We start from the raw sequence: 21,768 nt of genomic DNA on the forward strand, positions 1-21,768 counted from the left end.
GCGTGGGGCGGGAGGCGCTTATTGCAACAAGTGGTAATTCATCCAGAGGGAATGGAATTGGGAGGACAAGCGCTTACCTGGTGAGCGATACTGGAAAGTGCGCCGTTTTCCGGTCGCGAAAACCCCTTACCGAGCATGATGGGAAGTGCGCCCGTCCAGATGCCGTCCGAGCACCCTGCCCAAGCGCCGTCGATCGCTGCCCCTACCACCCGAGTCCCTGCACGCAGCCGCAACCTCTGGCGGCTCCGGCCCTACCTCCGGCCACACCGCTGGCGCCTGTCGGTGATGTTCACCACCGCCATGCTGGGTGTGGGCGTCAGCCTTACCGTTCCACTGGTCACCCGGGCCATCATCGACGGCCCGGTCACCCGCCACGAGCTGGACCTCCTGGTCCCGCTCGCTTTCCTTGCCCTCGGGCTGAGCATCGCCGAAGTCCTGCTGGTCTGGGCCCGCCGGTGGGCGCAGTCCCGCACCGTCAGCGACCTCGAGGCCACCCTCCGGCACGACCTGTACGTCCGGCTCCAGTCGCTGCCGATGGAGTTCCACACCCGCTGGCAGAGCGGTCAGCTGCTGTCCCGGGTCACCACGGACCTGTCCATCATCCGCCGGTTCATGGGCTTCGGCCTGTTGTTCCTGGTGATGAACATCCTGCAGCTGGGGGTCGTCACCATCCTGCTGCTGCGGCTGTACTGGCCGCTCGGCGTCGTGGTCCTGCTGGCCGCGGTGCCGATCATCACGCTGTCGCTGAAGTTCGAGAAGAAGTACCTGCTGATCTCCCGCAAGGTCCAGGACCAGCAGGGCGACCTGGCCACCCGGGTGGAGGAGTCGGCGCTCGGCTTCCGGGTGATCAAGGCCTTCGGCCGGCGCGGGCACGTCCAACGGCAGTTCGACGACGAGGCCGTCACGCTCTACACCACCGAGGTGGAGAAGGTCCGGCTGGCGTCGCGGTTCTGGAGCTTCCTCGGCGTGATCCCGAACCTGACCCTGGTGATCGTGCTGCTGCTCGGCGCCCTCGCAGTGGGCCGTGAGGCGATCACGCTCGGCACTCTGGTCGCGTTCATCACGCTGATGCTGTCCCTGATCTGGCCGGTCACCTCGCTCGGCGCGATCCTGGCGATGGCTCAGGAGGCGATGACCGCGGCGGACCGGATCAGCGAGATCCTCGACACCTACTCGGTGATCAAGTCGGGTCCGGACGAGCTGGTGAACTCGAAGGGTCATCTGCGCTTCGAGCATGTCGGCTTCCGGTTCTCCGACGACTCCAGCGAGATCCTGCACGACATCAACCTCGACCTCACCCCCGGTACGACGCTCGCCCTGGTGGGCGCGACCGGGTCGGGCAAGACCACGCTCACCGCACTGGTCCCCCGGCTGTACGACGTGACCGCGGGGCGGATCACCATCGACGGGCACGACATCCGTGACCTGTCGCTGGTCTCGCTGCGGACCGCGGTCGCCTCCGCGTTCGACGACCCGACGCTGTTCTCGATGAGCGTCCGGGAGAATCTGACGCTGGGCCGGCCGGACGCCTCCGAGGCCGATGTCCAGCAGGCCCTGCAGGTCGCGCAGGCCGAGTTCGCCAACGAACTGCCGTGGGGCCTGGAGACCCGCGTCGGCGAGCAGGGCATGTCACTGTCCGGCGGTCAGCGCCAGCGGCTCGCGCTGGCCCGGGCCGTGCTCGCCAAGCCCGCCGTCCTGGTCCTCGACGACACGTTGTCCGCACTCGACGTGCACACCGAGGCCCTGGTCGAGGAGGCACTGCGCAACGTGCTCTCCGAGACCACCGGCATCGTGGTCGCGCACCGCGCGTCGACCGTGATGCTGGCCGACAAGGTGGCCCTGCTCCAGAACGGGACCATCACCCACGTCGGAACCCATCACGATTTGCTCGAGCAGGTCCCGGCGTACCGGAACCTGCTCGCGGCGGAGGAAGAGGAGGTGCACGCATGACCACGACCCAGCAGACACCTCCTCCTGAGGAAACCAAGGACGACGAGGCGCAGCAGGACACCTGGCGGGGTCAGTTCGACGAGGACCCCGACCGGGAGTTGTCGAGGGCAACGACCGTCCGGCTGAAGGAGGACTCCCGCAAGCTGCTCGGTGAACTGCTCCGGCCGCACGCCAAGCTGATCTGGCTGCTGGTCGTGATCGTGGTGGTCGAGAACGGTGCCCGCCTCGCGGTCCCGTACCTGGTCCACCTCGGCATCGACAACGGCATCCCGCCGATCATCGCCGGCGAAGGCTCGCGGGAACTGATCACCGTCGTGTCCCTCGTCCTGGTGATGGCCCTGCTCCAGGCCTTTACCCGGCAGCTGTTCCTGATGCGGTCCGGCCGGCTCGGGCAGACCATCCTGCTCGGCCTGCGCAAGCGGGTGTTCGACCACTTCCAGCGACTCAGCCCGTCGTTCCACGACAAGTTCACCTCCGGCCGGGTGATCTCGCGGTTGACGTCCGACGTGGGCGTGATCGACGAGATGCTGGCCAACGGGTTCGACGGCCTGGTCACGGCAGCCCTGACCCTGATCGGTACGTCGATCCTGCTGCTCACGCTCGACCTCAAGCTCGGTCTGATCGCGCTGCTGTCGTTCCCGGCCCTGATCCTGCTGACGGCTTGGTTCCGGAAGCGGTCGGCGGTCGTGTACCGGCAGACGCGTGAGGCCGTCGTACTCGTCATCGTGCACTTCGTCGAGTCGATGACCGGGATCCGCGCGGTCCAGGCGTTCCGCCGGGAGCCGCGCAACGAGGACATCTTCCACGGCGTCAACGACCGGTACCGCCAGGCCAACCTGAAGTCGTTCCAGCTGAACGCGATCTTCATGCCGTCGATCAAGGGCGTCGGCAACATCACGATCGTGGCGATCCTGGCGTACGGCGGTTACCAGGCCTACCACGGTCACGTGACGGTCGGCGTACTGACCGCGTTCCTGCTCTACCTGCGGCAGTTCTTCGAGCCGCTGCAGGACATCTCGCAGTTCTACAACACCTTCCTGTCCGCGAGTGCGGCGCTGGAGAAGCTGTCCGGCGTCCTGAACGAGACGCCCGATGTCCCCGAGCCGATCGAGCCGGCCAAGCCCGGTCGCGCGCGGGGTCACCTCGAGTTCCGCAACGTCCGGTTCAACTACGTCGACGACGTACCGGTCCTGCCCGGTCTCGATCTGGACGTGCCGGCCGGTCAGACCCTGGCCCTGGTCGGTACGACGGGGGCCGGCAAGACCACGATCGCCAAGCTGGTGGCGCGGTTCTACGACCCGTCCGACGGCCAGGTGCTGCTGGACGGGATCGATCTGCGGGACCTCACCGAGGACGACCTGCGCAAGCGGGTCGTGATGGTGACGCAGGAGAACTTCCTGTTCACCGGCTCGGTGGCCGACAACATCCGGTTCGGCAAGCCGGAGGCCACGATGGAAGAGGTGGTCGACGCGGCCAAGGTGATCGGCGCGCACGACTTCATCACGGCCCTGCCGAACGGGTACGAGACGTCGGTGGAGAAGCGCGGTTCCCGGCTGTCCGCCGGCCAGCGCCAGCTGGTCGCGTTCGCCCGGGCGTTCCTCGCGGATCCCGCCGTACTGATCCTGGACGAGGCGACCTCCAGCCTCGACATCCCCAGCGAGCGGCTGATCCAGCGCGCGCTGCGGACCATCCTGGCCGACCGTACGGCGATCGTGATCGCGCACCGGCTGTCCACGGTGGAAACCGCGGACCGCGTGATCGTGCTCGAGCACGGCCGCATCATCGAGGACGGCGCCCCGCGCAACCTCATCACCACCGGAGGCAGCTACGCCGGCCTCCACCAAGCCTGGGAAGAGTCCCTGGCCTAAACCCCCTCCCCGAACTGCCCTCGGTCCCCAACGGACCGAGGGCAGTCCGCTTTCCCGGCCGCGTGCGACGTCGTGCGCGGACAGCTAGGGGGTGGCAGAAATGGCGCACGCAGATTCGAGCAAGCGAGGTAGCCTCGGCCGTGATGAGGTGGTTGGAGGAGTGCTCGCCGTCGGCGGTTGCCGGGGCGTTGCGGGAGGTTGTGCCTGCGTTGGGCGATTGCTCGATCGTGCTTCGCGAGACGTTGGGCGAGGAGGATCCGCTGTGGTGGGCGGCGAGTGCGGTCGTCGGCGGACGGTTCGTGGCGAAGTTCGCGTGGTCGCCTCCTGCCGGGCTTCGGCTGGCGCATGAGATCGCCGTTCTGGCGGCGTTGGCACGCGAGCCGGGCATTCCGTTCCTGCCGAACGTAGTTGCTAGCAGCACCGATCCACTGCTTCTCGTGACCGAACTGGTGCCTGGCAAGTCGCTGTTCGAGGTCGTGGACTCGCTCGACCGGGACGATGTGGGTCGGCAGCTCGCGCACTTTCTGGCTGCGTTGAACCGTTCAGCGACCCTGGAACGCGTCGAAGCCGTCATCGGCGAACTTCCCCCCGCGATCCTCCAACCAGCCGCAACCAAGGATTTGCGCCACCGGTTCCCGAAATGGGCTCGTCCCGATCAGCGCCCGGCGGTCATGCAGTGGTGCGACTGGGCGGACGACGTACTGGCGACGCCGGGCCCGAACGTACTGGTCCACGGCGATCTGCACGGCGGCAACCAGGTATGGGAGGGCGAGCACCTCCGAGTAGTCGTCGATTTCGAGACCGCCGGCCTGGCCGAGGCCGAGTACGACCTGCGCGCCCTCCCCGGAACGGGTCCCGGCGTCGAGCTGCTGACCGCGACCCTCCACCACTACAAGCAGCTCACCGGCCATGAACTGTCAGCCGAGCGCGTGATGGCCTGGCATCTGCGCAATGCCCTCGGGGATGCACTCTGGCGCAGCGAAGCGGGCGTCCCGCTACCGGATCACCGAACACCGCACGCCTGGGTCGACGACCTCGCCCAGCGCTTCACCGCCCTGGGCATCGACCCGGACGCGCGGCCGCTCCTCCGTTCTGTCTGACAGTTCGTTCTGTCGGAGCAGGTCGGTAGCGTGACGGACATGCTCACGACGCTGGCGGTGGAGAACTACCGGTCACTGCGCCGCGTTGTGATGCAGCTGCGCGGGCTCAACGTCGTGACCGGAGCCAACGGGACCGGCAAATCCAGCCTCTACCGAGCACTTCGCCTGCTCGCCGACGCCTCACGCAATGGGGCGGTCGCCGCGTTGGCCCGAGAGGGCGGTCTTCAGTCGACGCTCTGGGCTGGGCCGGAGCAGGTACGCAAGAATCGGCCGGTTCAGGGCACGGTGCGGACCGGGCCGGTGAACCTGCGACTGGGATTCGCGGGTGACGACTACGGCTATCTGATGGATCTCGGGCTGCCGGTACCGCATGGTTCTGTGTTCGATCTCGATCCGGAGATCAAACGGGAAGCCCTGTGGGCGGGGCCGTTCCTGCGGCCGGCATCGCTGCTGGTGGAGCGCGTCAACCGCGAGGTGCGGATCCGCGCCGGCTCCGGCGAGTGGTTGCGCGGTGGTCACCAGCTCCAGACCTTCGACAGCATGCTGAGCGAGTTCGCCGATCCCGAACGCGCGCCGGAGCTGCTGACCGTGCGCGAGCGGCTGCGGTCCTGGCGCTTCTACGATCACTTCCGTACCGACGCCGATGCGCCTGCCCGTCGTGTGCAGATCGGCACGCGTACGCCGGTGCTCGGTCCGGACGGCGCCGACGTCGCGGCCGCGTTGCAGACGATTCGTGAGATCGGCATCAAGGGTGCGCTGGACGAGGCCATCGAACTGGCGTTCCCGGGCAGCACCCTGGCCATCGTCAATGCCGGCGGGCGGTTCGAGATCTCGTTCCGGCAGCACGGGTTGCTGCGGCCGTTGTCCGGGGCGGAGTTGTCCGACGGGACGCTGCGGTACTTGCTGTGGGTCGCCGCGTTGCTGACTCCGCGACCGCCAGAGCTCCTCGTGCTGAACGAGCCCGAGACCAGCCTGCATCCAGACCTCCTGCCGGCCTTGGCGAATCTCGTCGTCACCGCCGCCAAGGAAGCCCAGGTCATCGTTGTGACGCACTCCCGGCCGTTCCTCGCCGCACTGGATGCCCTGGATGACCTGCACACGATCGAACTCGTCAAAGACCACGGCGCCACCACGATCGCCGGCCAAGGCCCACTCGACGAGCCCGCCTGGAAGTGGCCGTCGCGCTAGGCGGCTGACGGGAGGTCGATGACTCGAGCGGTGGCGGTTGCGGTGGCGACGATCTCGTTGTCGGTGCCGTAGAGCGTTCCCTCGAGCGCGGCGTGGTCGTCGACGCGGGTGACGACGCGACCGTGGCCGATCAACCGGCCCATGCGCGCCGGACGGACGAACGTGGTGTTGAGGTCGAGCGTCTCGATGAACCGGCCGGGCGGGAGCGTGGCCAGCAGCGCCGGGCCGACGGTGTCGTAGAGCATCGCGGCGAGGAAGGCGCCGAGGACCTCCCCGAACGGATTGGTGAACGCCTCGACTCCGGCGAACGCGACGGAGATCGTGCCCTGCTCCGGATCGGCCTCGAGCAGTTCGAACCCGAGCGTGCGCGCCGCGTGCGGTATCGGCGCCCGCCCTTCCACGCCGTCCCAGAACACTCCGGTGCGAGTCATCCTTGCCTCCTCCGATCGACTCTCCGGCGAATAGCGAATCACAGATTCACTATTCATGCTAGGCTTTTCGTGTGCCGCAGGTGCTGAAGGATGACGTCCGGTCCCGGATCCGCGCAGCCGCACTCCGGGCGTTCGCCGTCCACGGGTACGCCGGCGCCACCATGGCCGGTGTCGCGGCCGAGGCCGGGATGGCACCGGCGAACCTGTACCGCTACTACCGCAACAAACAGGAGTTGTACGACGCCGTCGTACCGGATGAGGTCGTCAACACGCTGGAGCAGGTGGTCGGTCGCCGGGTCGACGACTTCGCCGCGCTGGTGAAACGTGCCGGCACGACCACGGATGTCGCGGACGACATGATGCGGTTCTGGCTGCAGTACCGGCTCGAGTCCGTCGTGATCCTCTCCGGTGCGGCGGGGACGCGGCACGCGGACGTCGTCGCGCGCATCAACAGCCTGTCCGTGGAGGCTCTCGTCAACGCGCTGCCGGCCGACTCGGTCGCGGCCGGCGACCTCGACCTGTTCGAATCCATCTGGACGAACACCTCGAGAACCGTCGCCCGGATCCTGCTCCACAACGAGACCGAGGCGGACCTCCGTGCCACGATCACCAGCTTCTGGCGCTACCAGGTCGCCGGCCTGACCGCCCTCCTCCGCCACCTCGCCCAGCGCTAGCCGCTTTCACGCTGCTTTCGCGGCGGGACCGGGGCGGCGGTGACAGCGATCTGAAAGTTGCGCCGCCTAGCGTCGGCGCATGGCCAGCCGTCCGACCATCCGCGAAGTCGTGGGCGTGGCCGAGTTCCGAGCCTTGTGGATCGCGCACGCGCAGTCCCGGCTCGGCGATCAACTCGCCCGGGTCGCAATCGCCGTACTGGTCTTCGACCGGACCGAGTCCGCCGCCGTCACCGCGTTGACGTACGCCCTGTCGTTCCTGCCGCCGTTGGTCAGCGCCCCACTGCTGACCGGGCTGGCGGACCGGTTCCCGCGCCGTACGGTGATGGTGGTGACAGACCTGAGCCGCGCGGGTCTGGTGACCGCGATGGCGATCCCCGGCCTGCCGGTCGCCGTACTGGCCGCACTGCTGATCGTCGTCGTCGGACTGCAGCCGCTCTACAGCGCTGCTCGCAACGCGATCCTGCCGACCGCCCTGGAGGGAGACCGGTACGTCGTCGGAGTCGGCCTGGCCAGTGGGACCGACAGCATCGTCCAAGTAGCCGGTTTCGCAGCGGGCGGAGTGCTGGTCAGCCCTGACCGGATCGCACGTCGCGCTGGCGCTGAACGCGTCATCGGGCTTGCCTCGGCGGGATTGCAAGCGGTCCAAGGTCTCGGTGTCGCCGCTGCCGGAGCGGTGGCAGGAGGGACCTCACCGTCAACCGCGGTAGGTGTCATGGATGCCGCCGGCGCGTCGCTCGCCATCTTCGCCGGTCGATCCTGGATCGCTGCCGCGAACCGGGCGGCAGAAGTGCCGTGATATTGCTTGCGGCAACTATTCCGGCGCCGTGGTCTCCAGACGGAAGGCCTCGACTGCGGTGGGCAGGGTGTAGAAGAGGCGGTCGGGGCCCAGGCGGTCGAGGAAGCCGGCGGCGTCGAGGTCGTCGCGGAGGTCCTGTTTGACGCGGGCCAGGGCGAGGACGATGCCGCGGGAGGTGAGGTCCTCGCGGAGGGAGTCGAGCGCATCGATGGCGGTGATGTCGATCTCGACGTTCGCCTCGGCGTTGAGGAGCAGCCAGCGGACCGGCGCGTCGGCGTCGTCGACCGCGGCCATCGCTCGGCGACGGAAGTCCTCGGCGTTCGCGAAGAACAGTGGCGAGTCGTAGCGATACACGACCAGACCCGGGACCGGCCTCGCGTCCGGGTAGTCGTCGATGTCATGCATGCCGGCGATCCCCGGGACATAGCCCAGGATGCCGTCGTGCGGGCGGGCGACGCGACGCAGTACGTCGATGACCGACAGGGCGACCGCGACCAGGACGCCGTACAGGACATCCAGCGCGATCACGCCAACCGTGGTCGCCATCGCCAGCAGGAACTCGCTGGTGCGGAAGCTGGCGATACGGCGGAACTCGGCCAGTTCGATCAGCCGTAGGGCGGCGAACACCACGAGCGCGCCGAGCGCGGCGATCGGGAACGTCGACAGCAACGGGCCGGCGAAGAGCAACGTCGCGACGATGACGGCTGCGGCGACGAGCGAGTACACCTGGCTCTTCGCGCCGGTGGCCTCCGCGAGGGCGGTCCGGCTTCCGCTGCTGCTGATGGGGAAACCACGAACCAGGCTGGTGGACACGTTGGCCAGGCCGAGAACGAGCAATTCACCGTCGGGGTCGACACGCTCTTGACCACGGGACGCGAACGCGCGCCCGGTCAGCACCGTGTCGGTGTAGCCGACGAGGGCAACGCCGAGGGCCGGCAACGCGAGCAGGCCGACGTCCGCGACCGAGATGTCCGGAAGTCGCGGAACGGGAAGGCCGCTGGGCACGTTGCCGACCACGGTCACTCCCTTGTCGCCCAGCCCTGCCGCCCACGTCACCAGGGCAGCGAGCGCGACCACGATCAGCGGACCCGGGAGTCGCGGCGTCCAGCGAGCGAACGCGAGCAACAACCCCAGCGAAGCCAGTGACAACACCAGCGGCGCCGCCTGCCATTCGGCGTACAGACGAATCACGGACAGTACCTCGGCGGGCGGCGAGTCGCCGGTCACCGGAGCACCGGTCAGGCGGCCGAGCTGGCCCGTGATCATGATCACCGCGATGCCGGCCAGGTACCCGACCAGCACCGGCTTGGACAGCAGGTCCGCGAGGAACCCGAGACGCGCAAGCCATCCCAGCACGCAGATGGCACCGACGATCAGCGCCAGTACGGCGGCCAGTTGCGCGTAGCGGACCGGATCACCCGCTGCGAGCGGCCCGATCGCCGTGGCTGTCAGCAACGCGGTCGTCGACTCCGGGCCGAGCGACAGCAGTCGCGACGAGCCCAGCAGGAAGTACAACAGCAGAGGCCCGATAGCCGCCCACAACCCGGTCACCGCCGGCAACCCGGCCAGCTGCGCGTACGCCATCACCTGGGGCACGAAGTACGCCGCCACCGTGACCCCGGCAATCACATCCGGCCGCAACCAGCCCAGCCGATACTCCCGAAGCGTCGCCACCCCGGTCACCGACACAGACCACCTACCCATGCCCATCCCCCTACCCACGCCCTGCCCGACGAGACCACAAGTACAACACCGCCACCCCACCCACACCGCACAGTCCGCCGAGACGTTGAAGCGCGGGCGGCAGCCCGCAACACACCGGGCGGGTGGGGAACTACCTCGGGTCGGGTTTGACGGATTCGAAGCGGACGAGGATCAGGGAGCCTGCGGCGGAGAGGAGGAAGCCGGCTATTGCGGCGGGCCACCAGCCGGAGCGGACCGCGTCGTCGAGGACGAAGACGCCGACGGCGGCTGGGGTAATGGTCTGCAGGGCGATCATCGGAGTGGTTGCCAGCGTCACCGACCCACGCTGCAACGCGAGCGAGTAAAGAATGAACGCCATCGCCCCACTGATAGGCAGCGTGTACGTCGTGGGGCTGCGAAGCAACTCACCCACCGACCCGTCCTGCAACAACCGCGCCGAGATCGCGACCCCGGCGTACCCGAGACCAGCCAGCAGACCAAGCAACGCCGTAGACACACCACGCTGCGACCGACTCGCGAGCGCACCAAGAACCGCAATCGCGACCAAACCGACGATGACCCCGATCGTCAGGCCGTGATGCTCCGTGCTCTCCCCCGCATCCCCCGCCGACACTGCCAGCAGCCCGAGCCCCACACAGACCGCAAGCACCGCAGACCACTCGAGCGCACTCAGCTGATCCGACATCAGTCGCGTCGCAAGCAACGCGGTCACGACCAGACTCACCGCGATCCCCGCCTGCGCGAGGTACAGCGGAAGGAGGCGAAGGGCAACGAAGTGCAACCCGAAGCCGGCCAGGTTCAGCACCAGCGCACCAACGAACGCCGGCTGCTTGAGCAGCGCGACCACGAACCCGCCGAGCCGCCGGGGATCCAGCTCAGACTCGGTCGGGACCTTGCGCGAGCCGACTGCCTGCAGGATCGAGGCGATACCGAAGAGCACCGCGGCGCCGAGCGCCGCCCCCAGACCTAGGACCACTCAGGCAACCTTGCGGCGTGGGACCCAGAAGGTCATGTAGAGGCTCAGCACCGCGTAGTACAGAAGGTAGGCCAGCGAGACGGCGACCACGATCGCGTTCGGGTCGGGCATCTGGGCGAGGAGTACGGCGTACGACGCCAGCCAGATCGCGGTGGTCAGCAGGTTGAGCGACCGGAACGCCTTGGTCCGGGACGGGTAGACGTACTTGACCGGGATGAAGACCAGGATCGAGCAGACCACCAGGATGATGCCGGTGACGACCGGGGTGAGGCTGAGGACGACCACGTAGAACGCGACCACGTTCCAGTAGCTGGGGAACCCGAGGAAGAAGTGGTCGTCGGTCTTCGCGTCGACCCGGCAGAACTGGTAGCTGGAGGCAAGCAACGGCAGCGCGGCGAGCACCGCGCCGAGCGCGCCGGAGGGCAGGTAGTCGCCGGTCCAGAGCAGCACGATCGGGGCGAATGCGTAGGTCAGGTAGTCGACGATGTTGTCCAGCATCGCGCCGTCGAACCACGGGAGAGTCTCCTTGACCCGCAGCCGGCGGGCCAGCATCCCGTCGGTCCCGTCGATCACCAGCGCTGCCAGGCCGAGCCAGAGCGCACGGACCGCGTCCCCGTCGATGGCGGCGATGACGATCAGCAGCGCGAGCACCGTTCCGCTCGCGGTATAGGCATGCAGTGCCAGTCCGGCCAGACGCAACCGCGTCGACCCGACGAACGGTTCCTGCACCGCGTCGTGTGTGGTCAGGACGACTCCCAGAACTCGGTCGACGCAACGCGCCGAACTACCGAGCCCAGCGTCTCACAGTCCCTGGACCGCTCTGAGCAGCCTGTACCGTTCCGCCGTGGAACTGTTCACAGACTTTACTGGGATGACATAGGCCCCGCGTGACCGACGGCGTCGTCTCAGTTACTGACCGGGTCCAGCAGGAACAGTGGGATCTTCCGGCTGGTCTTGGTCTGGTATTCGGCGTACGGCGGGTACGCGTCGACGGAGCGCTTCCACCACTCGTCGTACTCCGCGCCCTCGATCTCGCGAGCGACGTACTCGTTGGTGACGTCGCCGTCCTGCAGGGTGATCTTCGGGTCGGCCTTCAGGTTGTAGTACCAGACCGGGTTCTTCGGGGCGCCGCCGAGCGAGGCGACCGCGGCGTACACGCCGTCGTTCTCGACGCGCATCAGCGGGACCTTGCGGAGCTTGCCCGACTTGGCGCCGCGCATGGTCAGCAGCACCACCTTGAGCCCGATGATGTCGACCGCGTCGGTGGTGCCGGCGGCTTCGACCTTCTCGACCTGGTTGCGGACCCAGTCGGTCGGGCTCGGCGCGTAGTCCTCATTGCTGGTTGTCATGTCACCAATGGTAATAGTGACGCATCACCATCACTAATCGCGGCGCGTCACACCGGGTCGAGCAGGAACAGCGGGATCTTGCGGGTGGTCTGGTCCTGGTACTCCGCGTAGAACGGGAATGCGGCGACCGCCCGCTGCCACCACTCGTCGTACTCCGCACCATCGATCTCGCGGGCGGCATACTCCTTGGTGACGGTGCCGTCCTGCAGGGTGATCTTCGGGTCGGCCTTGAGGTTGTGGTACCAGACCGGGTTCTTCGGAGCACCGCTGGTCGACGCGACCGCCGCGTAGACGCCATTGTGCTCGACCCGCATCAGTGGGACCTTGCGGAGCTTGCCGGACTTGGCACCGCGCATCGTCACCAGCACCACCTTCTGCCCGCGGATCTCGACGACGTGGGTGGTTCCGGCCGCCTCGACCTGCTGGACCAGGTCGCGAACCCAGTCCCTCGGGCTCGGGGCGTACTCGTCGTTGGTGGTTGTCATGTCACCGATGCTAGATCGGTGATGCATCACTATCGCCGGTTTTTCACCTTCTGGACAGCGGACCTGGTGCGGATGTCATCGGGAGGGAGTCTTCGTCGTGCGTCGGTAGCGTTCGGGGTCGCCGTACTGGTGGCGTAGCTGCATTTCCGACAAGGGTTCGATCCCGGTGAAGACGGACCAGATCAGGCAGTTCCGCACGGAACTGTCCTTCGCGTCGAAGACGATGCTTGTTCCCGGTCCCTCGTCAGGGACCTCCGTCAGCTCCCAGGTACCGGTGCCGGATATCCGTTGGTGCTCGAAGGCGTCGTCCTCCTTGCTGCAGAGGTTGTTGAGCGCGATGTTCGTGGCCACGAACCGGCCGTCGTCGTAGAACTCCATCCGCCCGCCGGACTGGCTTTCCCAGCTGCCGATGGCATCTGCCCGCGTCGCCGCGGGTTCGATGGTGCATCCGAACGTCAGCGCGACAGTCGCCGCGACCAGGGCGGCCATCCGCAGGTGAAGTCTCACAGTGTCGGCGCCAGAGCCGCCAGCGCCACCAGGCCGGCTTCCCAGGACTGGGCGGATTCGTCCGGGTGGGCCAAGGCGGGCGGATCCAGACGGTCGAAGCCGGACTCGACCACACCGAGCCGGGCACCGTCGCCCTCCGGCGTGAGGGTGAACTCGACCAGGTTCGCGTTACCCGGCGCCGGGTCGGTGTCCGCCTCGACGGCGTACCGGTAGGCGAAGCGACGGCCGGGCTCGACCTTCTCGACGAAGCCGAGGTAGCGCCCGTGCTCATCCCACTGCAGCACGATCCGGCCGCCCGGCTTCAGGTCGATGTCGGCCCCGCCGAACGCGTACCACCGGGTGAAGTTCTCGCCCTGGGTCAGCGCCGCCCAGACCTGGTCCGGCCGCGCCTCGACGTACACCTCACGTTCCACCCTGCTGTCCATGGCCACCACCCTGCCAGCGGCGGTAGCCGCAGACCAGCCGGCCGGGGTTCACGGCGCGCAGGACTGCAACTGCCTGGCGGTCGCGATGGTGGCCTCGATCCAGCGCCGGCGGAGGAAGTGCGCCTTGAGCAGCCGATGTACGCCGTCCAGCACGACCAGGCGGCCGCGGTACGCGACCAGGTTGATCGGGTGGTCGAGGTCGGAGTCCATCACCCGCTGGTAGCTGGCGCGGAAGTTCATCGGGGTCTCGGCGACCTGGTTCGGGGTGATCTTGAACCGTTCGCCGTCGAGCTGCCACAGCGGCAGGTCGAACATCCAGACCAGGTCGGCGATCTCCACCGGTTCGACCTTGAGGTCCAGCGCCCACAGCTTCTCCAACTGCCAACGGTCCGGCGGGAACGCGTCCCGGACCGCGTCGGGCATCAGCGCGACCAGTTCCTCGAACGACACGTCCGGCGCCGCCCGGTCAGCATCCTTGTCGAAGCCCTCGCTCGTCACGATCGTGCAGGCTACGCCATCACGAGCGCAGGCCTAGCCGTGGGCCAGGCGGTGGATGATGACGATCGCCGAGTCGTCGCCGGGGCCGCCGGCATTCGCCACCAGCGCTTCAGCGCCGCCCAGAAAGCCCTGTCCGACAAGGCGTTCCGCGTGCCCGGCCAGCCGGTCGGTGCCGCGGACGATGTCGCGGCGAGGTGTCTCGACCATCCCGTCGCTGTAGAGGAAGAGCGCGTCGCCGAGCTTCAGCTGCCCATGGTTCACCGCGAACTCCGGCGCCTCCATCAGCCCGAGCAGCGGCCCGTCGGACTCGCGCGTCTGCCAGCGCCCGGCCCACGCATCGAACAGGATCGCGGGCGGGTGACCAGCGGTCCGTACGTCGAAGTCCCCGGTCAGCAGGTCGACCGCGACGTGCACCACGGTGGCGAAGTCGTCGTCCCAGTCCTGCCGGCGGATGTAGCGGTTCGCCGACGGCAGGAAATCCTGGGCCGGGACGACGCCGAGCAGCCCGCCGAACGCACCGGATAGCAACAGCGCCCGGGTGCCGGCATCGATTCCCTTGCCCGAGACATCGACCAGCGCGACCTCGAGTGTCTGCTCGTGCGTCGTCGACACCACGAAGTCACCGGAGAACGTCGACCCACCGGCCGAACGGATCGCCACCTCGAGCCGCCAGCCGATCGGAATCTCGGGCAGGTCGCTCTGGGCCGTCAGCGTGTCGCGCAGCTCCATCAGCATCGACTCGCCGCGCGTCCCCGGAACGCCGAGCTGGTTGCGCACCTTCGCGTTGGTGATCACGATCCAGCCGATCACCCCGAGGACCAGCACGAACCCGGTCTTCGGCAGCGCCGCTGGACGGGACATGACGACGAACGAACTGACCGTCAGCGTGAACAGCGTCAGGACGAGCAATTGCTTGAAGCGCAGCAGCAGCCCGCCGAGCAGCAGCGGGATGATCAGCGCCGACGCCGGGAAGTGCGTCTTCCAGCTCAGGCTGGCGACGGCGAAGACCACCGTCATCAGCAGGATCGCGGCGAACGCCATCGGGTGCGACCGGCGCGCACGGCGTACCAGCGCGTCGACCCGGCGGCCGACCCGTCGCACTACTCCAGCGAGACCGCCGCGCCAGTTCATGGTGTGAAGAACATAACGGCACTCCCTGGTCCGCGCATATCATCGTCATACAACTGTTGGCTGCCATCACTTGCGAGTGAGACCTGTCCGCTGGCATTTGGGGCACCAGAAGAGGTTGCGCCCGGCCAGGATCTCGGTCCGGATCACCGAGTGGCAGACGTGACACCGCTGGCCCTGGCGGCGGTAGACGTACACCTCGCCGCCATGATCGTCCTGCCGTGGGTCACGGCCCATCGCCTCAGGTGTGTGGTCGTCGGCAACGGTATCGATGCGGCCGGTCTCGACGCCGTACTTCATCAGCTCGAGCAGGTCGTTCCACATGCCTTGCCACTCGCGCTTCTTGACCAGGTGGCCGCGCGTCATCGGGTGCAGCTTCGCGCGGAACAGTACCTCGGCGCGATACACGTTGCCGACACCGCTCAGCACACCTTGGTCCATCAGCAACTGGCCGATCGGCAGCTTGCTGCGATGGATCCGCTTCCACGCCAGTTCCGGGTCCGCGTCGTCGCGCAGCGGGTCTGGCCCGAGCCGCGCGATCAGCACCTCGCGTTCGCCGTCGGCCAGCACCTCGCACACGGTCGCCCCGCGCAGATCGGCGTACGACGTGGCGTTCTGCAGGCGGAGGCGGACCTGGCCGACCGGTTCGGGCACCGGCGCCGTACCGAAGTCGACCTTGCCGATCAGACCGAGGTGGATGTGCAGCCAGCCGGCGCCTTCGAAGTCGGCGAAGAAGTGCTTGCCATGGGCCTCGGTCTGCCGCAGCACGTGGCCGTTCAGCAGCGCGGCGCCGTCGACGAACCGGCCCTGCGGACTGGACGCCTGGACCGGCCGGCCGCCGAACGCGTCCCAGACGTCGCTCGCCAGGCGGTGCAGGGTGTGACCTTCAGGCATGATTCCTCTTATGGGGATGACCAATGGAACGCAGGGCTCGTCGGGAGCCAAGGGCCGCAGCGGTCCGCCCACGCCGGCCGTGGTCGGCACGGGCCGCTCGATGCGGGCCCGCGACGTCTCCCGTCCCCGCCGGCCCGCCGACCGCCGCCCGGCCAAGACCGGGACAGCCGCCGACGCGCCGGAGGATCACGACAGCGGCGGCAGTTCGCCGGTCGACTCGTAGCCCGACAGCATGTCGATCCGGCGGGTGTGCCGCTCCTCGCCGGAGTAGTCGGTGGCCAGGAACGTCTCCACGAACCCGGTCGCCTCCTCCTCCGAATGCATCCGCGCGCCGACGCTGATCACGTTGGCGTTGTTGTGCTCCCGGCCGAGCCGCGCGGTGTCGGTGCTCCAGGCCAGCACCGCCCGGACCCCCTTCACCTTGTTCGCGGCGATCTGCTCACCGTTGCCCGAGCCTCCGATCACGATGCCGAGGCTGCCCGGCTCCTCGACCACCGCTACCCCGGTCCGCAGACAGTACGGCGGGTAGTCGTCGACGGCGTCGTACACGGCGGGGCCGTGGTCCACGACGTCATGCCCGGCAGCCGTGAGGTGCTGGACCAGGTGGTTCTTCAACTCGAAGCCGGCATGGTCAGAGCCGATGTGCACTCGCATGGCCAGAAGTCTCGCATCAGCTCGCAGGCCGCCGTACGCCGCCCGGCACGGTCAGCGCCGCGGTCAGAGCCGTCACGTCCGCGTAGGCCTTGTCGTACTGCGTTCCGCGCGGGTGCAGGGTGAACACCGCGACGATGGTGCGATCGTCCACCCCGACCGTCCCGGTGGTGTGCAGTGCCTCGCTGACCAGATCCAGCGGGATGTCGACCGGCTTGGCCTTGTCGGAGCCGTAGCCGCTCGAGCCGAGGAATCCCGACCAGCCCTGCTTGATGCTGAAGTCCGGGTCGAAGACGGACGCGATCCCGAAGTACTGGTCGAAGCCGTCAGTGCCGAGGCGGGTCGGCTCATGCAGCAGGCCCATCACGTACTCGCGCACCGGTGCCGGAGCCTCGTCGAGGATGTGGCGATAGATCCGGACCGTGTCCGCGGCGGTGATCGCGACGTACCCCCAGAAGCCCGGGTGCGTGGCCGGCGGCGCGGCCGTGTGGGTCAGACCGAGCCGCCGAACCATCCGCTCGACGATCCCCGCACCACCGAGGTGATCCCAGTAGTAACTCGCCGCGTCGTCGTCGCTGCTGCGCAGCATGACCTCGAGCCGGGCCCGGTCCTCGGCCGGGACGTCGTACGCCGGTCCGCTGTCCCAGAGCAGGTCGAGCACGATCAGCAGCTTCACCACCGACGCCGACCGGAACCGATGGTCGGCGTTGTGTTGCTGGACGAACTGCCCGGTCCCGCGGTCGAAGACGGCGATCCCCGCCGTCAGTCCCGGGGGCACGGCAACGGTTTCGGGAAGTTCGCCACGCAACGTCATATGGTCCCTACTCACCGCTCGAGAACTACTTGGTGAGTAACCTTCACCATCCGGGCGGTGCGAATTCAAGCCTTGAATCACAGACCGAATCAGTCGAAGATCGGGCCCCGGTCGCGGGTGCGCTTGATCTCGAAGAAGCCCTCGGTACCGGCCACCAGGCGGACGCCGTCCCAGAGCTTGCCTGCCGCCTCGCCCTTGGGCGCAGGCGTGACGACGGGGCCGAAGAACGCGGTGCCCTCGACCGAGATCACCGGCGTACCGACCTCCATGCCGACCTGGTCCATGCCGGCGTGATGCGACTTCTTCAGCGCGTCGTCGAACTTGTCGGTGTCGGCGGCCTCGATCAGCGACGCGGGCAGGCCGACCTCGGCGAGCGCCTCCTGGACCACGTCACCCTTGCCGTCGCCGATGCCGCGGCCCTCGACGTGGATCCGCCGGCCGAGCGCGGTGTACAACGGCAGCAGCACCTCGTTGCCGTGCGCCTGCTCGGCCGCGATCAGCACGCGGACCGGGCCCCAGGCGTTGGTCAGGAAGCTCTTGTACTTGTCCTCCAGATATTCGCGGCCATCGTTCAGGACGGCCAGGCTCATCACGTGCCAGGTCGTCTTCACATCCCGGACTTGCTCGACCTCGAGCATCCAGCGAGACGTCATCCAGGCCCAGGGGCAGGCCGGGTCGAACCAGAAATCGGCGGGGGCAGTCATGTTCTCGATCATACAAAATCAAACAATCAGGCACCGGTTTGGTATCCATGCGCAATGTCGCGGGGAATCCGTCGGCGAAGCCAGGAGCCAGGTGCATAGGATGCCGACATGCCTGGAACCAACCTGACGCGCGACGAGGCGCGTACCCGTGCGGGCGTGGTCAGCGACGTGAGCTACGCGATCGAGCTGGACCTGTCCAACGCCCCGAGTGGCTCCCCGACGTACCCGTCGGTGACCACCATCACGTTCGCCGCCGAGGCGGGCGCGAGCAGCTTCGCCGACCTGATCGCGGAGAAGGTCCGCGAGGTGACGCTGAACGGCCGCGCGCTCGACCCCGACACGGTGTACGACGGCGCGCGGATCCAGCTGGACGGGCTGGCGGACCGCAACGAGCTCCGCGTGGCCGCCGACTGCCTGTACTCGCGCACCGGTGAAGGGCTGCACCGCTCGGTCGACCCGGCCGACAAGGAGACCTACCTCTACACGCAGTTCGAGGTGCCGGACGCCCGCCGGGTGTTCGCCACCTTCGAGCAGCCGGACCTCAAGGCCCCTTTCACCTTCACCGTGTCCGCACCGGCCCGCTGGGTCGTCATCTCGAACGCTCCGGCCCCTGAGCCGACGCCGTACGCCGGTGCGAACGGCGAGGAGCTTGCCCGCTGGGAGTTCCCGCCGACCGAGCGGATCTCGACCTACATCACCGCTGTCGTGGCCGGGCCGTACCACGTCGTCACCGACGTGTACGAGGGCCCGCACGGGTCGTACCCGCTGTCGCTGCTGTGCCGTCCTTCCCTGCAGGAGGCACTGGACATCGACGACCTGTTCGAGGTGACCAAGCAGGGCTTCGAGCTGTACGAGAAGGCGTTCGGTACGCCGTACCCGTTCCACAAGTACGACCAGGCGTTCGTGCCGGAGTACAACATGGGCGCGATGGAGAACGCCGGCTGCGTGACACTGCGGGACGAGTACCTGTTCCGCAGCCGCACCACCCACGCTGAGATGGAAGCGCGCGCCAACACGGTGCTGCACGAGTTGGCGCACATGTGGTTCGGCGACCTGGTGACCATGACCTGGTGGGACGACCTGTGGCTGAACGAGTCGTTCGCCGAGTGGGCCAGCCACTGGGCGCAGGCGGTGGCCACGACCAAGTACGCCGGTGCCTGGACGACGTTCTGCAACGCGCGGAAGAACTGGGCGTACCGCCAGGACCAGCTGCCCTCGACGCACCCGATCGCGGCCGACATGGTCGACTTCCACGCGGTCGAGGTGAACTTCGACGGCATCACCTACGCCAAGGGCGCGTCCACGCTGCGGCAGCTCGTCGCATTCGTCGGTGAGGACACCTTCATCACCGCGCTGAAGGAGTACTTCGCCGACCACGCCTTCGGCAACACCGAGCTGACCGACCTGCTCAAGCCGCTGGAGAAGGCGTCCGGCCGCGACCTGGACGACTGGACCGAGCGCTGGCTGCGGACCGCCGGGGTGAACACACTGCGGGCCGACTTCGCCGTCGACGCCGAGGGTGCGTTCACGTCGTTCGCGATCGAACAGACCGCGACGGAGAAGTTCCCGGTACTGCGGCCGCACCGGCTGGCGGTGGGTCTGTACCGCCGGACCGACGACGGACTGGTCCGCACCGAGCGGTTCGAGGTGGACATCGACGGCCCGCGCACCGAGCTGCCCGAGCTGACCGGCGCCACCCAGCCGGATCTGGTGCTGCTGAACGACGACGACCTGACCTACGCCAAGATCCGCCTGGACGAGCGGTCCCGGGCCACGCTGGTCGAGTCGATCGACCAGCTGTCCGAGTCGCTGCCGCGGGCACTGGCGTGGGGCGCTGCCTGGGACATGACCCGCGACGCGGAGATGCCGGCCAGCCAATACGTCGGCATCGTGCTGCGCGGGATCCGGGCCGAGACCGATCTGACCGGCGTACGGTCGCTGCTGACGCAGGCGACCAGTGCCATCAACCTGTACACCGCCCCGGCGAACCGGCCGGCGCTGCGGACGCAGTTCGAGGAGACGTTGGCGAGTCTGCTCGCGGACGCCGAGGCGGGCAGCGACCACCAGCTCGCGTTCGCCCGGGCGTACAGCTCGGCGGTGTTCTCCGACGCCGGCGCGGACCGGCTGACGGCTTGGCTGGACGACCGCGACCTGCCGCCCGGTCTTGTCGTTGACACCGACCTGCGCTGGACGCTGATCGTCGCACTGGCCCGGCTGGGCCGGATCGACGCAGCGGAGATCGACGACGAGCTGACCCGCGACACCACCATCACCGGTGGCGAGCGTGCGGCTCAGGCGCGGGCAGCGCGGCCGACCGCCGAGGCCAAGGAAGAGGCGTGGCGGATCGCGGTCGAGTCCGGGGACACCCCGAACGAGACGCAGTTCAGGACCATCCTCGGCTTCCAGCAGCCGGGCCAGGAGGACCTGCTCCGGCCGTACGTCGAGAAGTACCTGAGCGCGGCCAAGGATGTCTACACCCGCCTCGGCTCGTCGATGGGCGAGAACGTGCTGGTCTACCTGTCGCCTCGGCACCTCCCGGAGCAGTCCACCCTGGACGCGCTCACCGGGTGGCTGTCGGTGGAGTCGACGTCGGTCGACGCCCCGACGCTCCGCTACGTCACCGAGGCCCAGGCCGACCTGACCCGCGCGATCGCGGCGCAGGAGCGCGACGCCGGCTGACCCGTCCTCCCGCACAGCGCCGGCCCCACTCCGATGTGGGGCCGGTGCTGTCGTGGTCGGCCTGATGACCTGTAGAACTGATGGGGTGCCCGCTTCTGACCCCGCCCTGGCCGGTGCGGCAGCCGTTGCGCTGACCGGACTCGCAGAGGCGTACCGCCCGCGACCTGTCACGCCGCTGATGCCCTGGCGGTACCCGCACCGGCTCGTGAAGCCGTACGTCGTCACCGCACGCGGACGGCAGTGGGACGACCACATGGTGGAGGTCGCCCGTGCCACCGCCACCAGGCAACTCGAGTTCGACGACGCGATGGGCGCGCTCGGTCTGGCCGTGGTCGTGCTGCACCTCGGCGACGACGCGATCTACCTCGTCGTACAGAGCTGGTCGAAGGACTTCCAGTCGCGGCTCAGCATCTTCAGCGGGATGGAGGCCGACGATCTGCGGCCGGCCCCGATCGGCGCGGGTCCCTGCGTCTGGGAACAAGAGGTCCTCAGCCACGAGCGTGCGTCGTACGTGACTCACATCCTCGGCGCAGGTGTCGACATCGACGCCTGGCTGGACGACGCCCTCGACACCCGGCCGCAACCCAAACTCGACGGCATCCCCTCCGGGACGTAGCTCCAGTCACCGCTCCGACGCAGCGCGTGAGGTTCAAACGATTGCTCGTCGGCGCATCGTGAGGACACGTGCGCGGACGGCGATTCCCTTGTGGAGAAGGAGATTCTCGCCACCTGAAGAAGACTCACTTACTCGCTGGTTCGGTTTAAGCTGCGGGTGATTCAGCCGATTGCAGGGAAACTGTGGGGAGAGGCCCTTGCCGTGACACCCGTGGATCACCGCAGGCCGCCCGCCCGGGCAGCACGGAGACATCACCGCCCTTCACGGCACCGCGAGTCCCCCGCGGAGCAGCCGCGGAAGGCCCAGCGGTCGCACAGCGCCATCGGCGCTT

The 21,768-nt window shown here is 68.1% G+C and carries 23 protein-coding genes; 9 read left to right on the forward strand and 14 right to left on the reverse strand.

The window, feature by feature from the left end:
- Positions 1 to 285: 285 nt before the first annotated feature.
- The 4 genes from ACIBG5_RS30530 (at position 286) to ACIBG5_RS30545 (ending at position 6,106) form a co-directional block, all read left to right on the forward strand.
- Positions 286 to 1,950, forward strand: a complete 1,665-nt coding sequence (locus ACIBG5_RS30530; RefSeq protein ID WP_360457805.1) for an ABC transporter ATP-binding protein — start codon at positions 286 to 288, stop codon at positions 1,948 to 1,950.
- Complete coding sequence (locus ACIBG5_RS30535; protein WP_396394946.1) at positions 1,947 to 3,818, forward strand: ABC transporter ATP-binding protein; 1,872 nt, start codon at positions 1,947 to 1,949, stop codon at positions 3,816 to 3,818. The genes ACIBG5_RS30530 and ACIBG5_RS30535 overlap by 4 nt, the downstream gene beginning before the upstream one ends.
- A 143-nt stretch (positions 3,819 to 3,961) precedes the next feature.
- A complete protein-coding gene (locus ACIBG5_RS30540; RefSeq protein ID WP_396394947.1) occupies positions 3,962 to 4,918 on the forward strand; it encodes a phosphotransferase family protein in 957 nt (318 codons plus the stop codon).
- A gap of 39 nt (positions 4,919 to 4,957) precedes the next feature.
- Positions 4,958 to 6,106 (forward strand): AAA family ATPase, encoded by a 1,149-nt coding sequence (locus ACIBG5_RS30545; protein ID WP_396394948.1) that lies wholly within the window; start codon positions 4,958 to 4,960, stop codon positions 6,104 to 6,106.
- Here the strand turns inward: ACIBG5_RS30545 and ACIBG5_RS30550 are convergent.
- Complete coding sequence (locus tag ACIBG5_RS30550; protein ID WP_396394949.1) at positions 6,103 to 6,537, reverse strand: PaaI family thioesterase; 435 nt, start codon at positions 6,535 to 6,537, stop codon at positions 6,103 to 6,105. The two genes, ACIBG5_RS30545 and ACIBG5_RS30550, sit on opposite strands and share 4 nt — an antisense overlap.
- A 71-nt stretch (positions 6,538 to 6,608) precedes the next feature.
- On the opposite strand from ACIBG5_RS30550, the gene ACIBG5_RS30555 reads away from it, so the two are divergent.
- Together ACIBG5_RS30555 and ACIBG5_RS30560 are read left to right on the forward strand one after the other, a co-directional pair.
- The gene (locus tag ACIBG5_RS30555) at positions 6,609 to 7,211 is read left to right on the forward strand and encodes a TetR/AcrR family transcriptional regulator (protein ID WP_396394950.1); all 603 of its coding nucleotides are present in this window, start codon (positions 6,609 to 6,611) and stop codon (positions 7,209 to 7,211) included.
- Positions 7,212 to 7,290: 79 nt separating this feature from the next.
- Complete coding sequence (locus ACIBG5_RS30560; protein ID WP_396394951.1) at positions 7,291 to 8,007, forward strand: MFS transporter; 717 nt, start codon at positions 7,291 to 7,293, stop codon at positions 8,005 to 8,007.
- Between the two features lie 15 nt (positions 8,008 to 8,022).
- On the opposite strand, the gene ACIBG5_RS30565 is transcribed toward ACIBG5_RS30560, so the two are convergent.
- From ACIBG5_RS30565 to ACIBG5_RS30610, 10 genes are all read right to left on the reverse strand, one after another.
- Positions 8,023 to 9,711 carry a SulP family inorganic anion transporter gene (locus tag ACIBG5_RS30565; RefSeq protein WP_396394952.1) on the reverse strand — a complete coding sequence of 563 codons (1,689 nt, stop codon included), beginning with the start codon at positions 9,709 to 9,711 and terminating at the stop codon, positions 8,023 to 8,025.
- Between the two features lie 130 nt (positions 9,712 to 9,841).
- Complete coding sequence (locus ACIBG5_RS30570; protein ID WP_396394953.1) at positions 9,842 to 10,687, reverse strand: hypothetical protein; 846 nt, start codon at positions 10,685 to 10,687, stop codon at positions 9,842 to 9,844.
- Positions 10,688 to 11,416 (reverse strand): CDP-alcohol phosphatidyltransferase family protein, encoded by a 729-nt coding sequence (locus ACIBG5_RS30575; RefSeq protein ID WP_396394954.1) that lies wholly within the window; start codon positions 11,414 to 11,416, stop codon positions 10,688 to 10,690.
- A 176-nt stretch (positions 11,417 to 11,592) separates the two neighbouring features.
- The gene (locus ACIBG5_RS30580) at positions 11,593 to 12,036 is read right to left on the reverse strand and encodes a nitroreductase family deazaflavin-dependent oxidoreductase (RefSeq protein ID WP_396394955.1); all 444 of its coding nucleotides are present in this window, start codon (positions 12,034 to 12,036) and stop codon (positions 11,593 to 11,595) included.
- 47 nt (positions 12,037 to 12,083) lie between these two features.
- Positions 12,084 to 12,521 carry a nitroreductase family deazaflavin-dependent oxidoreductase gene (locus ACIBG5_RS30585; protein WP_396394956.1) on the reverse strand — a complete coding sequence of 146 codons (438 nt, stop codon included), beginning with the start codon at positions 12,519 to 12,521 and terminating at the stop codon, positions 12,084 to 12,086.
- Between the two features lie 75 nt (positions 12,522 to 12,596).
- Positions 12,597 to 13,010, reverse strand: coding sequence for a hypothetical protein (locus tag ACIBG5_RS30590; protein ID WP_396394957.1), 414 nt, complete (start codon positions 13,008 to 13,010; stop codon positions 12,597 to 12,599).
- Between the two features lie 14 nt (positions 13,011 to 13,024).
- Positions 13,025 to 13,453, reverse strand: a complete 429-nt coding sequence (locus ACIBG5_RS30595; protein ID WP_396394958.1) for an SRPBCC domain-containing protein — start codon at positions 13,451 to 13,453, stop codon at positions 13,025 to 13,027.
- Positions 13,454 to 13,501: 48 nt separating this feature from the next.
- Positions 13,502 to 13,951, reverse strand: coding sequence for a hypothetical protein (locus tag ACIBG5_RS30600; protein ID WP_131363917.1), 450 nt, complete (start codon positions 13,949 to 13,951; stop codon positions 13,502 to 13,504).
- Between the two features lie 33 nt (positions 13,952 to 13,984).
- Complete coding sequence (locus ACIBG5_RS30605; protein WP_396394959.1) at positions 13,985 to 15,082, reverse strand: PP2C family protein-serine/threonine phosphatase; 1,098 nt, start codon at positions 15,080 to 15,082, stop codon at positions 13,985 to 13,987.
- A 66-nt stretch (positions 15,083 to 15,148) separates the two neighbouring features.
- Positions 15,149 to 15,973, reverse strand: coding sequence for an Fpg/Nei family DNA glycosylase (locus ACIBG5_RS30610; RefSeq protein WP_396394960.1), 825 nt, complete (start codon positions 15,971 to 15,973; stop codon positions 15,149 to 15,151).
- A gap of 16 nt (positions 15,974 to 15,989) precedes the next feature.
- On the opposite strand from ACIBG5_RS30610, the gene ACIBG5_RS30615 reads away from it, so the two are divergent.
- Positions 15,990 to 16,196 (forward strand): hypothetical protein, encoded by a 207-nt coding sequence (locus tag ACIBG5_RS30615; protein ID WP_396394961.1) that lies wholly within the window; start codon positions 15,990 to 15,992, stop codon positions 16,194 to 16,196.
- Here ACIBG5_RS30615 and ACIBG5_RS30620 read toward each other — a convergent pair.
- The 3 genes from ACIBG5_RS30620 to ACIBG5_RS30630 form a co-directional block, all read right to left on the reverse strand.
- On the reverse strand, positions 16,160 to 16,627 hold the full coding sequence (locus ACIBG5_RS30620; protein WP_396394962.1) for a ribose-5-phosphate isomerase: 468 nt from the start codon (positions 16,625 to 16,627) through the stop codon (positions 16,160 to 16,162). The genes ACIBG5_RS30615 and ACIBG5_RS30620 overlap by 37 nt on opposite strands.
- Positions 16,628 to 16,643: 16 nt before the next feature.
- Positions 16,644 to 17,453 (reverse strand): hypothetical protein, encoded by an 810-nt coding sequence (locus tag ACIBG5_RS30625; RefSeq protein WP_396394963.1) that lies wholly within the window; start codon positions 17,451 to 17,453, stop codon positions 16,644 to 16,646.
- Between the two features lie 74 nt (positions 17,454 to 17,527).
- Positions 17,528 to 18,142 (reverse strand): DsbA family protein, encoded by a 615-nt coding sequence (locus ACIBG5_RS30630; RefSeq protein WP_396394964.1) that lies wholly within the window; start codon positions 18,140 to 18,142, stop codon positions 17,528 to 17,530.
- Between the two features lie 108 nt (positions 18,143 to 18,250).
- On the opposite strand from ACIBG5_RS30630, the gene pepN reads away from it, so the two are divergent.
- Together pepN and ACIBG5_RS30640 are read left to right on the forward strand one after the other, a co-directional pair.
- A complete protein-coding gene (pepN, locus tag ACIBG5_RS30635) occupies positions 18,251 to 20,821 on the forward strand; it encodes an aminopeptidase N (protein ID WP_396394965.1) in 2,571 nt (856 codons plus the stop codon).
- Between the two features lie 85 nt (positions 20,822 to 20,906).
- Complete coding sequence (locus tag ACIBG5_RS30640; RefSeq protein ID WP_396394966.1) at positions 20,907 to 21,437, forward strand: hypothetical protein; 531 nt, start codon at positions 20,907 to 20,909, stop codon at positions 21,435 to 21,437.
- The last annotated feature ends 331 nt before the right edge of the window (positions 21,438 to 21,768 follow it).

The organism is Kribbella sp. NPDC050241 (assembly GCF_044459685.1).
Lineage (GTDB): Bacteria > Actinomycetota > Actinomycetes > Propionibacteriales > Kribbellaceae > Kribbella.